This window comes from Chitinophaga sp. YIM B06452 (assembly GCF_039655965.1).
Classification (GTDB): domain Bacteria; phylum Bacteroidota; class Bacteroidia; order Chitinophagales; family Chitinophagaceae; genus Chitinophaga.
In genome coordinates this window covers 1774605-1789393 of the sequence record NZ_JAWLKY010000001.1, presented here as the reverse complement: position 1 = coordinate 1789393, position 14789 = coordinate 1774605, and the positions used below count along the sequence as shown (strand labels likewise).

Annotated in this window: 10 protein-coding genes; 4 read left to right on the top strand and 6 right to left on the bottom strand. The window is 53.9% G+C overall.

All coding sequences use genetic code 11. The features are described 5' to 3' along the window. The 6 genes from R3I13_RS07135 to R3I13_RS07110 are packed head-to-tail and all read right to left on the bottom strand — an operon-like array spanning position 1 to position 9403. Complete coding sequence (locus R3I13_RS07135) at positions 1-2424, bottom strand: ABC transporter permease (protein ID WP_346317236.1); 2424 nt, start codon at positions 2422-2424, stop codon at positions 1-3. 12 nt (positions 2425-2436) lie between these two features. Next, positions 2437-4851, bottom strand: a complete 2415-nt coding sequence (locus R3I13_RS07130) for an ABC transporter permease (protein WP_346317235.1) — start codon at positions 4849-4851, stop codon at positions 2437-2439. Between the two features lie 12 nt (positions 4852-4863). Further along, positions 4864-5064 carry a hypothetical protein gene (locus R3I13_RS07125; protein ID WP_346317234.1) on the bottom strand — a complete coding sequence of 67 codons (201 nt, stop codon included), beginning with the start codon at positions 5062-5064 and terminating at the stop codon, positions 4864-4866. Positions 5065-5066: 2 nt separating this feature from the next. Further along, positions 5067-7415 carry an ABC transporter permease gene (locus R3I13_RS07120; RefSeq protein WP_346317233.1) on the bottom strand — a complete coding sequence of 783 codons (2349 nt, stop codon included), beginning with the start codon at positions 7413-7415 and terminating at the stop codon, positions 5067-5069. Positions 7416-7429: 14 nt separating this feature from the next. Then, positions 7430-8119: an ABC transporter ATP-binding protein gene (locus R3I13_RS07115; protein ID WP_120517577.1), complete on the bottom strand. Its 690-nt coding sequence runs from the start codon at positions 8117-8119 to the stop codon at positions 7430-7432. Positions 8120-8155: 36 nt separating this feature from the next. Then, complete coding sequence (locus tag R3I13_RS07110; RefSeq protein WP_346317232.1) at positions 8156-9403, bottom strand: efflux RND transporter periplasmic adaptor subunit; 1248 nt, start codon at positions 9401-9403, stop codon at positions 8156-8158. Positions 9404-9739: 336 nt separating this feature from the next. Here R3I13_RS07110 and R3I13_RS07105 point away from each other — a divergent pair, with 336 nt between their 5' ends. Genes R3I13_RS07105 through R3I13_RS07090 form a run of 4 tightly spaced genes read left to right on the top strand, consistent with a single transcriptional unit; the run spans position 9740 to position 14773 of the window. Continuing rightward, positions 9740-11086, top strand: a complete 1347-nt coding sequence (locus R3I13_RS07105) for a sigma-54 dependent transcriptional regulator (RefSeq protein WP_346317231.1) — start codon at positions 9740-9742, stop codon at positions 11084-11086. Then, a complete protein-coding gene (locus R3I13_RS07100; RefSeq protein WP_346317230.1) occupies positions 11086-12420 on the top strand; it encodes an ATP-binding protein in 1335 nt (444 codons plus the stop codon). The genes R3I13_RS07105 and R3I13_RS07100 overlap by 1 nt, the downstream gene beginning before the upstream one ends. Before the next feature lie 36 nt (positions 12421-12456). Beyond that, the gene (locus R3I13_RS07095) at positions 12457-13122 is read left to right on the top strand and encodes a lysoplasmalogenase (protein ID WP_346317229.1); all 666 of its coding nucleotides are present in this window, start codon (positions 12457-12459) and stop codon (positions 13120-13122) included. Between the two features lie 31 nt (positions 13123-13153). Continuing rightward, complete coding sequence (locus R3I13_RS07090; RefSeq protein WP_346317228.1) at positions 13154-14773, top strand: serine hydrolase domain-containing protein; 1620 nt, start codon at positions 13154-13156, stop codon at positions 14771-14773. The last annotated feature ends 16 nt before the right edge of the window (positions 14774-14789 follow it).

Genomic DNA, 14789 nt, shown 5'->3' with positions numbered 1-14789 from the left:
TTATTCTGTTTTAAGGGATTTGACCGGGTTGGCAAATGCCGCCCTGAGGGATTGGTACCCGATCGTGCAAAGCGCCACGGCAAGGGCCAGGAGCCCCGAGGCCAGCAGCCACCACCATTTTATCTGAACGCTGAATGCAAAATTTTCCAGCCATGTGTGCATAAAATACCAGGCCAGCGGCATGGCAATGATCATGGCGATACATATCAGCTTTACAAAGTCTTTCGTAATGAGTTGTACAATGCTGCCGGCAGAAGCGCCCAAAGCCTTTCGTATCCCTATCTCGCGGGTGCGCTGCATGATGGCCAGCACGGCCAGCGCGAAGAGGCCGAGGCATGACAACACAATGGCTACCACGGCGGCATACACGAATATTTGCGTAAACCGTTCTTCACGGTTGTATTGCCGGTTGATGTTCTCGTCAATAAAGCTGCCCCTGAATTCAGAGCGCGGCGCGATCTGCGCCCAGATGGCCTTCAGTTTGCCCATGATAACCGGCAGGTTGTCCGGCTGCACTTTTATGAGGAGATAGTTGATGGGCATGTCAGCGTACATCACGAGGCCCATGGGTTCCACGGGTTTGTGCAGGCTTTGGAAGTTGAAGTCCTTTACCACGCCCAGCACTTTCAGCTGCATATTGTTCATCGATTCCAGCTGCAGCACCTCGCCAACGGGATTGATGACGCCCATTTTGCGGGCCATCTGTTCGTTGATGATGATGCCCGAGCTGTCTGCCCCAAAGCCCTGCGAAAAGTCCCGGCCGTATTGCATAGGGAGGTCCAGCGTTTTTGCGAAATCATACCCGACGTTCAGCCAGGCCATATTGATGGTGCGGTTGTGATAATCGAAACCGACGGAAAAGGTATAACTGCCCCAGTCCGCGCCCATTCCCAGGTTGTTGGACATGCCGGAAACGCTCAGCACGGAGGGTTCCGCTGCCAGCTTTTGGCGGAGAAGGGCAAGCGCTTCACGGCCGTCTACCTCCTGGCCAACAGGGATGCTCACTACCTGGCTGCTGTTGTAGCCCAGGGGCCTGGCGCGCAGGAAGCTCAGCTGTTTCCAGGCGATGAGCGTGCAGCCTATCAGCAGGATGGCAATGGCAAACTGGCCGATGATAAGCCCGTTGCGCAGGCCACCGGAAGTTTTGAGCTTGAGTTTTCCCTTGAGAATATTCACCGCATCCATCCTGGTCATCACCAGCGCGGGATAAGCGCCCGCCAGTACGGTCACCAGCAGGAGCCCGCCGATCACCGAAGCGATCACCATTGGTTGCTGCAGCACCGCCGTTTCCAGCGAGCTGCCGAAAATGAGCTTGTATTGCGGCAGTACGGCGTAAAAGAGAGGGATGCTGATCAGCAGCGCCATCACGCAAATGATCGCTGCTTCGCCCCAGAACTGCATGCCTACCTGGAAAGGCAAAGCGCCCAGTGTTTTCCGCAGTCCCACTTCCCGCGAACGGGTGAAGGAACGGCCAACGGAAAGATTGATGAAGTTGATGCAGGCGATGAAAAGTACGAACACCGCCACGGCCAGCAGCATATGCAGGTAGGAACGGCTGACGGTAGTCCCGGGCCCGCGCATGTTCATGTCTGTATGCGCGTCGAGCATGGGCTGCAGCAGCAGCTGCATGTACAGCCCGTTGGCTGCGGGCTGCGCGCCGTCGCGCTTAAGATCGCCGATGTAATCTGTGTATTGTTTGCTGATGAAACCCCGCGCAGCTTTTTCGAAAGTGGCTTTGTCCGATCCCGGCTTCAGCCGCAGAAAAATATCGTGGTTGGTCACATCCCATTTGCCAACGCTGTTGGGATAAGTGTATCCATGCTCGAACTGCACAGCCGCATCGAAGCGGATGCTGGAATTAGCCGGCATGTCAGTAGCCACGGCGCTCACGGTAAACACTTTCCACGGGCCGCCGGACTGTACCCGCAGCTGCTTGCCGATGGGGTCGTCATTCCCGAATATGGCATCGGCCAGGGACCGGGTGATCACGATATTGTTGCGCCCGGCCAGTGCTTGTGGCGCGTTTCCTTTTTCCAGCGGGAAAGAGAACATGCTGAAGATATCCGCATCGCAAAACACCAGTTCCTTGAAAAAATGTTTGTCTTTGTATGCTATTTCACATCCATTGCGGTTGTAACGTGTGCCGTATTCCACAACGGGGAATTGTTCTTTCAGGGCCTTCAGCATCGGCTCGGGCATAGACGGTTGCAGCTCTGTACGTTCCGGCAATTGAACGGAAAAATAGGTGCGGTAAAGATCCTGCGGGTTCTTGTGGAACTTGTCGAAGGAAAACTCATAATACACGCTCAACAGCAGCAGCAGGCAAATGGTGAATGCCACGGTAAGCCCCAGCAGGTTGATGAGCGTATTGGTCTTGTGTTTCCACAGGTTACGCAGCGCTATTTTCAGGTAGTTACGGATCATTGCCGGTACAAGTTATTCCGAGCGCAATGAGCGCACAGGGTTCAACAATGCAGCCCTTACAGACTGGAAGCTGATGGTCACAAAAGCGATCAGCAAGGCCAGCAGGCCCGCCGCGGCGAAAGACCACAGGGGAAAACTGGTCCTGAAGGGGAATTCTTCCAGCCATTTATTCATCCCGTACCAGGCCAGCGGCGAGGAAATGAGGATGGATATTGCCACCAGCTGCAGGAAGTCTTTCGACAATAACGCCGTAATGCTTCCCACTGATGCGCCGAGTACTTTGCGGATGCCGATCTCTTTAGTACGCTGCCTGGCTACCAGCATGGCGAGGCCGAACAGGCCCAGGCAGGCAATGATGATAGCCAGCCCGGCATATGCCCCGAAGAGGCTGCCGGAGCGCTGTTCAACAAGATATTCATTACCCAGCTCGTCTTCCACGAAGCGGTAATTGAACGGGAATGCGGGCATCAGCTTATTCCATATTCCTTCTACCTGCGCCAATTGCTTTTGCCGGTCGCCATCTTCGAGCCTTACAGCAAGCATCCCCGCTCTGCCCTTACGTATCATGGAAATCATCGGTTCAATGGGCAAACGCAGGTTCTGCATATTAAAATCTTCCACCACCCCGATCACCTGGCCCTTGCGGGGAATGTTCTCGCCGCGCCATTCGATCCTGCTGCCGATCACCGGCTCCCGCAGCTGCAGTTTTTCCACGGCGGATTTGTTGATCACAAATGCGTCGATCGAGTCTGCCGGGAATTTTTCGGAGAAATCCCTGCCCATCAAAAACTTTGCGCCGATATTGGTAAAATAACCGAAGTCCGCATCAATAACGATAGCCCCAATGCTTTCATCGCTGCGCGCCCCTTCCTTCGCAACGGGGTTATTGTTTACGGATCGCCCGCCCAGCGGCATATTGGTATAGGAAGCTTGTTTTACGAATGGCAAACGCAGGACCTCGGTTTTAAACGCGTCTCTCTGCGGCATTTGTTTGACTGTGTTCAAATAAAAGTTCACCAGGCCGTGTTTATTGTACCCGAGGTCTTTCTGCTGCATATAACGCAGCTGCGACCATATCACCACAGTAGCGATAATGAGAGCGATGGCTATGGTGAACTGTGATACCACAAGGGTTTTCCGGAACAGCGAGCGGTGGCCCGAAGAACCAAGATGACCTTTCAGGATGCGCACGGGCAGGAAGCCGGAAAGGTACAATGCCGGGTAACTTCCGGCCATCAGGCCCACGACTAACGCCGTCAGCAACAGCACCGCGAACATCAGCAGGTTGGCGCTGCTGAAAAGTATCATCGATTTATCGGTCACGAAGTTGAACCCGGGAAGGATGATGGCCGCCAGCACGATCGATAAAACGAAGGCCAGGAGACTGATTATCATGGATTCCACGAGAAACTGCACGATCAGCGCGCGGCGCTCCGCTCCCATTACTTTCCGCAAGCCTACTTCTATGGCCCTTTCGCTGCCGCGGGCGGTAACCAGGTTCATAAAGTTGATGCAGGCGATCAGGATAATAAAAAAGCCGATGCAGCCGTAGATATAAAGACGGGAAAGGTTTTCGCTGCGGCCCTTCATATCTCCGTCCGGGTAAAGATGAATACCGGCCAGCGGTTGGAGGCGGTACCAGAACTCGTTGCCGAAGGCCTTGGCGACCTTGCTTACATGCCTGTCGGCAAATGCTTTCAGATCGCCGCTGATGGCTGCCGGCGTAACGCCGGGCGGGAGTTGCACGAAGGTTTGGTTGGAGCTGAATCCGAACCAGCTTTCTTCAGGTTTGGAACCCACCTTTGCTGCATTCTGCACGAAGGTGGCAAAAGATATGACCATCCCGAATTCCAGGTCGCTGTTCGAAGGAGCGTTTTTGGCCACGCCGGTCACCCGGCAATCGTAATCGTCCTGCAGGCGGATCACTTTACCAATGGGGTCTTCGTTGCCGAAGAATTTTTTGGCCGTGCTTTCTGTAAGCACAACAGTATAAGGTTCGTTTAAAACGGTAGCCGGATTACCGCGCAGCAGCGGGAAGCTGAACATGCTGAAAAAAGCCGCGTCCGCAAATACAGCGCCCTGCTGCCTGAATTCTTCATTGTGAGCAGAAACGATCTGCTCATTCAGCTCATAGAACCGCACAGATTCCTTTATGCGGCTGAGTTCCAGCTTCAGGTTAGGAGCGGTTCCGAATTGGGAAACGCTCATTTCGCCTACATAACCTTCCTTGCCTTTAATGACGCTATTGACGCGGTAAATGGAAGATGAATTTTTATGAAAGCTGTTATAGCTCAGTTCGTACTTGACGAACAGCACGATCAGGATGCAGCAGGCCATGCCGATGGCAAGCCCGGAAATATTGATGACGGTTATTCCTTTGTTGCGCAGCAGGTGGCGCATGGCTACTTTGATGTAATTCCTGATCATGGCTGAAAATTGTTAAATGGTAGTTTTCCTCCGGTACTGGTCTATCAGGCAAAGGCCCGCTATCAGCACCATCAGGAAAGGAATGATCACGTATGGCGTCAGCGCCAGGAAGTCGTAACCCGAAAAGGAAACGGATTCCGTGCTGCCGGAAAATGTGCCGGGACTCAACTGGAAATCCAGCACCTTGTGAATAAAACATTGCATCTTGCTCATGACTACTCAGTTTTCAGGGTGCGCACAGGGTTGGCCAGCGCAGCTTTTACGGATTGCAGGCCGATGGTGCCGATGGCTACCAGTACAGCCACTCCGCCCGCTGCCAGGAAAACCCAGAATGGTATGATAGTACGGTATTCATAGCCCTGCAACCACTGGTCTGTAGCATACCAGCTCAAAGGCGTGGCCAGCAGGATGGCGATGAACACCAGTTTCAAAAAGTCTTTGGTGATCAGCTGAACGATGCCTGTAACGGAAGCGCCCAGTACTTTACGGATGCCGATCTCCTTGGTGCGCTGGTGAATGGTGAAAGTAGCCAGGCCAAACAATCCAAGGCACGACAAAAAGACGGCAACGCCTGCAAACCAGGTGAACAGCTTGCCGGTGCGGATCTCGTCAGTATAAAGCCGTGTGAAGGTGCTTTCCACGAAGTCGTATTCAAAACGGTAGTCAGGGTTGTATTCTTTCCATATTTTTTCAACGGTCGCAATAACGGCGGGATTATTCTGGCCGGTGGTTTTCACATACAGCCTCCAGGCATCAGGGCTGTAACGCAATATCACCGGTGGTATTTTATGGTGCATGGAACCGGTGTGGAAATTCTTTACCACACCGATGATGGTACCGTCCACATCCAGCAGCTTGAACCGCTTGCCTACCGGATCTTTGATCCCGGTCACCTTCACGGCTTCTTCGTTGAGGATGTAGCTGGTGGAGTCGGCTTTGCCTCCGCGGAACATGCGGCCTTCTTTCATTTGCATTTCCATGGCGGGCATAAAATTCTCATCCACGCCGATGTGCTTGATGTTCACGCTCATTTTCGATTCGCGGCCATCCCAGTCTGTATCGCTGGTGCTGTTGCCCAGCGCGGCGATGTCTGCGTCGCCGAAGGTAACCGTCTTTACGCCGGGGATCTTCCCCAGCCTGTCTTTTACGGCTTGGGCATGGTTCCGCATGTCGCGGGCGGCGAATATCAGCAGGTTGTTTTTGTTATAGCCCAGCGGCTTGCTGTTGATATATTTCAGCTGCATGCCTATCGCCAGGGTGCAGCCTATCAATACAACAGAAATAAAGAATTGCACCACTACCAGCGTTTTCCTGAACATGCCGCCGCTAGCTGCGGTTCTGCCTTTCAGGTTCCGGATCGGGTTGAAGCGGGTAAGGTGAACAGCTGGATAAACAGCCGCCATCAGCAGCATGATCGCACTGCTGACAATGAGCGTAAGCAGTATCTGCCCTCCCATTATGGAAAAAGATGCGGACTTACCGGTAAGCTGGTTATAGAAGGGCAGCATCAGCCAGATAACAAGTACGGACAACACCACTGCCAGCACGAATACGATGGAGGACTCGGTCATAAACTGGCGGAAAAGTTGCCAGCGGTTCGCCCCTATCAGCTTACGCACGCTGATCTCTACGGCGCGCTGGTGCGCGCGGGCAGTAGCGAGGTTCACATAATTGATACCGGCGATCAGCAGGATCACAAGGGCTACAATAAAAAAGATGCGTACGACCTTTATCAGCCCTTCTTCACCGGTAACGTCATATAAATGCTGGTCGCGCAGCGGCAGGATGTTGTATCCCCTGCCTTGCGTGGTCTCAGCAACACTTCCTCTGATCCATTGCTCGCCCAGCAACTTGCTGGTTTTCGCCAGGTCTACACTGGGCTGCATCAGCAGGTAAGTGTAAAGATAAAAGTTCCCCCAATCGTCGTTCATGGATTTCCGGTACTCATCCGGCACGAAGTTGTCTGCCCGCAGCTTAAGCGGGAAAAGCATATCATGCCGGATGCTGGAATTGCGCGGCATATCTGCGATCACGCCGCAGACGGTGAATTGGGATTCCTTGTCCACCGTGATCAGTTGGCCAATAGGGTTCTCATCCCCGAAATATTTCTTCGCGGTGGATTCGGTCAGCACCACGGAATAATTATCCGGGAACACTTTCCCTTTCAGGATAGGAAAATCGAATACGGTAAAGAAAGAAGGATCGGTATAGGCAGCGGTATTTTCGTAAAAGGTTTTCCCGCCGCCTTCGAACTTCGACATATCCCAGGCAATGGCAATGCGCACCGCATCCAGCACGCCGGGCACGGAGCTGAGGGCGTGCGGGGCTACAGCAGGCTGGGTAGTTTCCCAATTCTGCATTTTGGTGCCGCTCATGAAATGGCTGCTTATTGCGTAAATATCTTTCCCTTTGGAGTGGAAGTTGTCGTAGCTCCGCTCGTCCTGCACCCAGGTGAGGAGCAGTGTGCTCACGGCCAGGCCGATACCCAGCCCCACGATGATGATGGAGGCGTAGAGTTTCTGCGAGAAGAGCGTTCTGAAAGCGACTTTGATATTACGAAGCATAGCCTGGCGTTGGTTTATACGTGAAATTGTTCTTTGATGTTCTCAGTTACCACCTTACCATCGAAGAGGTTCACGATGCGGTGTGCAAACCCTGCGTCGTACGGGGAGTGGGTCACCATGATGAGGGTGGTGCCTGCATCGTTCAGCTCCTGGAGCAGCTTCATTACTTCTTCGCCGTTGGTGGAGTCCAGGTTACCGGTCGGTTCGTCCGCCAGTATCAGCTTGGGCTTGGCAACTACCGCGCGGGCGATGGCCACGCGCTGTTGCTGGCCGCCGGAAAGCTGCTGCGGGAAGTGGTTGCGGCGGTGCATGATGTTCATACGTTCCAGCACTTCTTCCACTCTTTTTTTGCGGTCGGCTGCGGGCACTTTCAGGTACAGGAGGGGCAGTTCCACGTTTTCGAAAACGGTCAGTTCGTCTATGAGGTTAAAGCTCTGGAATACGAAGCCGATAGCGCCTTTGCGCAGCTGTGCACGCTGGCGTTCGCTCATGCGGGCCACTTCCTTGTCCCAGAAATGATATTCGCCGTGCGAAGGATTGTCCAGCAGGCCGAGGATGTTGAGCAAAGTGGATTTGCCGCAGCCTGAAGGGCCCATGATGGCAACAAACTCACCATCCTGCACGTCCATGTTGATGCCGTTGAGAGCGGTTGTTTCTACTTCTTCCGTAGTAAAGAGCTTTTGTAAATTGACTGTTCTGATCATTGTTGTAATTTGTTGGTGATTGGATGGATGAGCGGGTTAGAATTCAAGTACCTCCTTGTCTCCGAAGTTCTCATAAGATGAGGTGATCACCTGTTCGCCTTCATTGAGGCCTTCCAGTACTTCGAAATATACCGGGTTTTTCCGGCCCAGGGATATTTTGCGTTTCACGGCGCGGTTGCCGCTTTTTTCTACAACATATACCCAGGCGCCGCCGGTGTCTGAGAAGAACCCGCCCGCAGGCAAAAGTAAGGCTTCGGAAGATTTCCCGAGTTCGAGGCGGATAGGAGAGGATTGCCCGCGGCGGATACCTTCAGGTGCGGCTTTTACAAAGTTCATATCTACTTCAAATCGGCCGTTCTTTACTTCAGGATACACTTTCGTGATCTCCATTTCATTCACTTTGCCGTTGAATTCAAAGCTGGCCTTCAGCCCGGCGAATATGCGTGAGATATAATGTTCGTCCACTTCGGCGCGCATCTTAAACCCGTCCATATCATCGATCTGCCCGATGTTCTGGCCGGCCTGGATGCTGGTGCCCACTTCCACGTTGATGGAAGACAGCTGCCCGTCTACCGGCGCGCGCACCACCAGGTTGCTCAGGTTTTCCTTCATCAGGCTCAGGTTGCGCTGGGTGCGGGCGATAGTCCCTTCCAGTTGCATGATCTGGGTCCTGGCATTGTCCAGCTGGTATTCCTGGCTCTGCACTTCGATCTGGCGCTGGCGTGTAAGGCGTTCGTATTCGCGTTTGGTCTTCAGGTATTCCTGTTCGGCCACCACTTTGTCTTTCCAGAGTTTATTGTTGCGGTCGTAGAGGTCTTTGGCCTGGTCTACCTGGTAATCCAGGTCGCTGAGGGTCTTTTCGAGGGCAAACCGGTCCTGCTTCAGGCGCAGGCGGGTGTTCTGCAGTTCGTTGATGAGGCGGTACATTTCGGTCTCGCGGTTCACGAAGTCCATCATCAGCCGCTGGTTCTCAAGGGCCAGGATGGAATCGCCCCTTTTCACCATGCTGCCGCCTTCCAGGAATTTGCGGGCCACATAACCGCCTTCGATGGCATCCAGGCGGATGGTCTTGAGCGGATGAACTACCGCCGTCACGGCGATGTATTCGTCGAAGGAACCTTTGGTAACGGGAGAAATAGTGATCTTGTCCTTTTCCACGTTCAGCTTGCTCCTTTTGTCCGCGAAAATAAAGCTCCACAACACCAGCAGCACCAGGGCGCCGCCGCCGCCAAACAGGAATATCCTTTGTTTGTTCCAGAATTTCTTTTTGAGTTGTCTGTCCATGTTAGTAATTGCTGCCCCCGGTAAGTCAATCCATGTGCCAAGCCGTGCCAATTCGTTAAAAGCCCTACCATGGCGGGCTTTAAGGCAGTACCCGCGTCCGTTCCTGTTCCAAAGCGGACAGGCCGTGTCCGAATCCGGACATTTCCCCAAACGTTCATGCAGCCCTGAAAAATACCTCCGGGCTAAGAAAATCTTGTTTAATATTGTTGCCAGGGCCGTTTTAGGAACTTCCGGCACCCTCTGGAACCTGCTGATGGCATACGGCCGGAATACGTTTTGCAGTATGCCGATAACAAAATCTTTTGCAGTATATTCAAACAATAACTTTACAAGCTCATGAGTACCCAGCAAGGAAAAATTCTGATCGTTGATGATGATGTAGACGTATTACGCGCGGCGCGGCTGCTGCTGAAACGCCATTTCGCCCAGGTGGACTTTGAAAAGAACCCGCAAAAGATCCCCTACCTGGTAAGCAATTTTGAATATGACGTGATCCTGCTGGACATGAACTTCACCCGCGACCTTAGCAGCGGCAAAGAAGGCTTCGAGTGGCTGGACCGCATCCTGGATATCAATCCCAAAGCCACCGTGGTGCTTTTCACCGCTTATGGCGACGTGGAAATGGCCGTTCGCGCCATCAAGGCCGGCGCGGTGGATTTTGTGCTGAAGCCCTGGGAAAACGATAAGCTCCTGGCCACCCTGCAAACCGCCGTGCAAACCCATCAGTCCAAACAGGAAAAGAAAGCAGGCGGCGCCACCCTGCACACAGATAACGTGCTGATCGGCGACAGCCCCGCCATGCAGGAGGTGATGGAAACCGTTTCGCGCGTGGCGGGAACGGACGCCAATATCCTTATCCTGGGCGAGAACGGTACCGGCAAGGACCTGCTGGCCCGGCATATCCATTCCCTCAGCCTGCGCCGCGACAAATCCTTCGTGAGCGTAGACCTTGGCGCCCTCAGCGAAACCCTTTTCGAAAGCGAACTGTTCGGTCACGTCAAAGGCGCCTTCACCGACGCGCGCGACGACCGCAGCGGCCGATTCGAAGAAGCCAACGGCGGCTCCATCTTCCTGGACGAAATCGGCAATATTTCCATCCCGTTCCAGGCCAAGCTGCTCACCGTGCTGCAAAACCGGTCTGTAACCCGCGTGGGTTCCAACAAAGCCGTACCGGTAGACGTGCGGCTGATCTGTGCCACCAACCGCAACATCGCGCAAATGGCCGCCCAGCACCTGTTCCGGCAGGACTTGCTGTACCGCGTGAACACTATCGAAATTCACCTTCCCCCGCTGCGGGACAGGAAAGAGGACATTGTGCCGCTGGCAGAATATTTCCTCGGCCTGTACCGCAAAAAATATAACCGCCCCGTCGCTTTCCTCCACGAAACCCTGACGGCCCAGCTGGAAAAATATGACTGGCCGGGCAATATCCGGGAATTGCAGCATGCCATCGAACGGGCCGTGATCCTTTGCCAGGGCAAAACCCTGATGCCGAAAGACGTGTTCGTGAAAACAAACACCGCCGCCGAATCGCTGGACACCGGTTTCAACCTGGAAGAAATGGAACGCAACATGATCTCGCAGGCCCTGAAAAAATGCAATGGCAATATCACAGATGCAGCCAGGGAACTGGGTTTGAGCCGCGCCGCCCTGTACAGGCGCATGGAAAAATATAATCTCTGATGAACCGGTTTAGCCTGAATATCCTTTTACGCATCGTGGTGCTCATTATCACGATCATGGCCGGCTGCTGGCTGTGGTGGAACGGTTACCCGCTGGTAGTGCTGCTGCTGCTGCCTTTCCTCGTGGCGCAGGTAATGAACCTGTATTATTATCTCAACCGCGTGAACCGCAAGCTCACGCTGTTCCTGGAAGCCATCCGGTACGAGGACTTTTCCATCCGGTTCAGCGCAGACAATAAGCTGGGCAAGAGTTTCAGCGCCCTCAACCACCAGTTCAACGAAGTGCTGGAAGCATTCCGGCAAACGCGCGCCGAAAGGGAGGCCAACCTGAAATACATCGATACCATTATCCAGCATATCAGCATCGGCGTACTGTCTTTCGATACGGACGGCAAAATTGAACTGATCAATCCCGCCGCGTTCAGGCTGATGGGCATTTACCGCCTCCGTTACCTGGACGAACTGAAGACGGCGCATCCCGATCTTGCCGAGCTTTTATTGCAGCTGCCCGCAGGGCATAAATCGCTGTACGCCACGCAAAACGGCCAGCAGTTGTCTATCCACGCAGCCACCGTGCGTTTGCAGGGGCGGCTGGTGAAGCTCATTTCCCTGCAGAACATCCACGCGGAACTGCAGCAGAAAGAGCTGGAAGCCTGGCAGAACCTTACCAAGATACTCCGCCACGAGATCATGAACTCCGTAACGCCCATCGTGAGCCTCATCGGCACTATGCAGGAGATCGTGCAGCACGACATTCAGCCGGCGGACGAGCAGGTGGAGGCCGTAGAAGACCTGAAAGAAGCGCTGGAAACCATCGAGAGCCGCAGCAAGGGCATCATGAATTTTGTGAATGCCTACCGCGACTACACCACGCTGCCCAAGCCGCAATTCACCACCATCAACCTCAAACAGCTCATACAATCGGTGAGCAACCTGCTGCTGGCGGATATGAAAGCTGGCGGAATCTCTTACCGGGCGCATGTTTCACCGGATAATATCGAGATACATGCGGATGAAACGCAATTGCAGATGGTGCTCATCAACCTCATCAAAAACGCGATGGACGCGCTGGAGCATACCGAAAAACCGTTCATTCACGTGAAAGGTTCACTGGGCAATGCGCAGCAGATCGTCATAGAAATTACGGATAATGGTCCGGGTATTGAAACCGAAGCCATGGAAAAGATCTTCATCCCGTTTTTTACCACGAAGAAAAAAGGTTCCGGCATCGGGCTGAGCCTTTCGCAGCAGATCATACAATCGCATGGCGGCCAGCTGAAAGTGGTGAGCCCGCCCGGGAAGGGTACAACTTTTTATGTATTGCTCACTAATTAAAAACAGCGTATGTTGCCTGCCGAATTCCACAAGCGTATGCAACCAAAACACTGGGGAATCATATATTTCCTCGTACTGCTGGCCGATTTGTGTGCGATAGCCTTCGATGTTCCCTATGCCCGCTTTGCCACGAAACCATTGCTCATGATCCTGCTGGGCTTCTACGGATGGTCACAGGCCGGAACGCTGCCTCAGCGCAGTAAAAATTTCATCCTGGCGGCCATCATTTTTTCCTGGTCCGGCGATATCTTCCTGCTTTTCCCGCAGTATTTCATCCCGGGACTGGTGAGTTTTCTAACGGCGCATTTGATGTACATCGGTTTTTTCTTCAGCGTTCAGCCGAAACCCAAACCGGGATGGAAAGAAGGTGTAGTGCCCGTGGTAATGATCGTATATGCATCCAGGTTAGTACAGCGGCTCTCGCCCGGCCTCGGCGATATGAAACCCGCCGTGATCGCATATACCGCTGTCATTTCCCTGATGTTCCTTTCCGCCGTGCGCGCTTTCGGGCTGAATAGCGGCAGGGCCGGGAAGTTCTGCATCGGCGGGGCTTTGCTGTTCGTATTATCGGACTCCATACTGGCCGTGGAAAAATTCCTCATGCCCTTTCCCGGCAGCGGCCTGATCGTAATGCTTGCCTATGGCGTGGCCCAGTGGATGATCGTGGACGGGAGCCTGCGGCACCTGCAAACAGCGGAATAATTTTTTATTTTTATAGAAACCCTTCCCTAACATGAAAAGATTTCTTCTCCTTTTCCTGGCTGCCTTCTCCGGCGCAGGCGCTTATGCCCAAACCTGGCAGGATACCCTTACCCGTATTGAGGCCGCCTTTGCAAGATACAAGCCCGACGGGCCGGGCGCGCAAATGGCCGTTAGCCGGAACGGTAAAGTGATCTTTTCAAAAGCCTGGGGCATGGCGGACCTGGAGCATAACGTGCCCATGACCACGCAATCCCTCATCGAAGCGGGTTCCGTGAGCAAGCAGTTCACCGCCGCCGCCATCCTGCTGCTGGAGCAGCAAGGCAAACTTTCCCTGGACGATGACATACACAAATACGTGCCTGAATTGCCCGATTACGGCGCGCCCATTACGTTGCGGCAGATGATGCAGCATACCAGCGGGCTGAAGGACTGGGGAAGCGTGGCAGGCATCAGCGGCTGGCCGCGCGGCACCAAAGGATATGACAACAACGATGCGCTGGCCATCATGATCAGGCAGAAAACCCTGAACAATGTGCCCGGCGCGGAGTACATCTATAGCAACTCGAACTACAACCTGCTGGCGATCGTAGTGAAAAGAGTAACGGGGCGCGAGCTGGCGAGATTCTCCGAGCAAGCCATCTTCCAGCCCGCCGGCATGCCGCTGAGCGTTTGGCGCCTCAGCTACCGCCTGGTGGTAAAAAACCGTACCATGGCGTATGCCCGTACCAACAGGGGGTTTGAGAACGATATGCCCAATGAAAGCGTATACGGGCAAGGCGGATTGCTCACTACTGCGGAAGAGCTCATTAAATGGACGGAATTTTACAGCAGCGGGAAATTCGGTTCCCCTTCCCTTTACCCGCAACAAATTAAAACCGGGCTTTTTAATAACGGCAAACCCGGCAATTATGCCGCCGGGCTGGTGATCACGCCTGTCAATGGGCAGGACGCGATCATTCATAGCGGCGCCACGGCCAGCTACCGGGCCAACCTGGAATATTTCCCAAAACTGGGGCTGGTGTTCGCTTTCCTGAGCAACACTTCCGCCTTCGACGGCGACTCCACCAACCCCGCTTCGCTGGTGCGCAATATTTTCATACCGGAGCCCGCAGCCGCGAAGAAACCCGCCGTTAAAGGCACTTTCAAAACAACCGGGGAAATGCTCCGGGAATATACGGGCTGGTATAAACGCAGTTTAGACGGCCGCGGCGTTAAATTGTCCCAAAGGAACGACAGCCTTCTTCTGGGCGGATCCCCGCTGCTGCCCACGGCGAAAAATACTTTCAAGACCGCCACAGGCAACACACTCCTGTTCTCCGAAGGCCAGTTCGTGCAGGTATCCAACGGCGACAGCCTCGTCTACACCGCCGTCGAATTCGCCAATATCAACAAAGATGGCGATGCTGCCCGGTATGCCGGCGAATATTATTCCGAAGATGCAGATGCGCGCATCACTATCAAAGCCGAAGGCACTGCCATTTGGTTCATTCAAAAGTCCGATCAGAAGTTCCCGCTCACGCCCCAGTACCAGGACGGGTTTGACAGTCCTTACGGACCGCTGTATTTCCAGCGGGACGCGCAGAACAGGATATCCGGCTTCAAAATATCCCTCGGAAGGGCCCGGAACATCCCCTTCGTAAAGGTTAAATAACGGGTATAATTGCCTA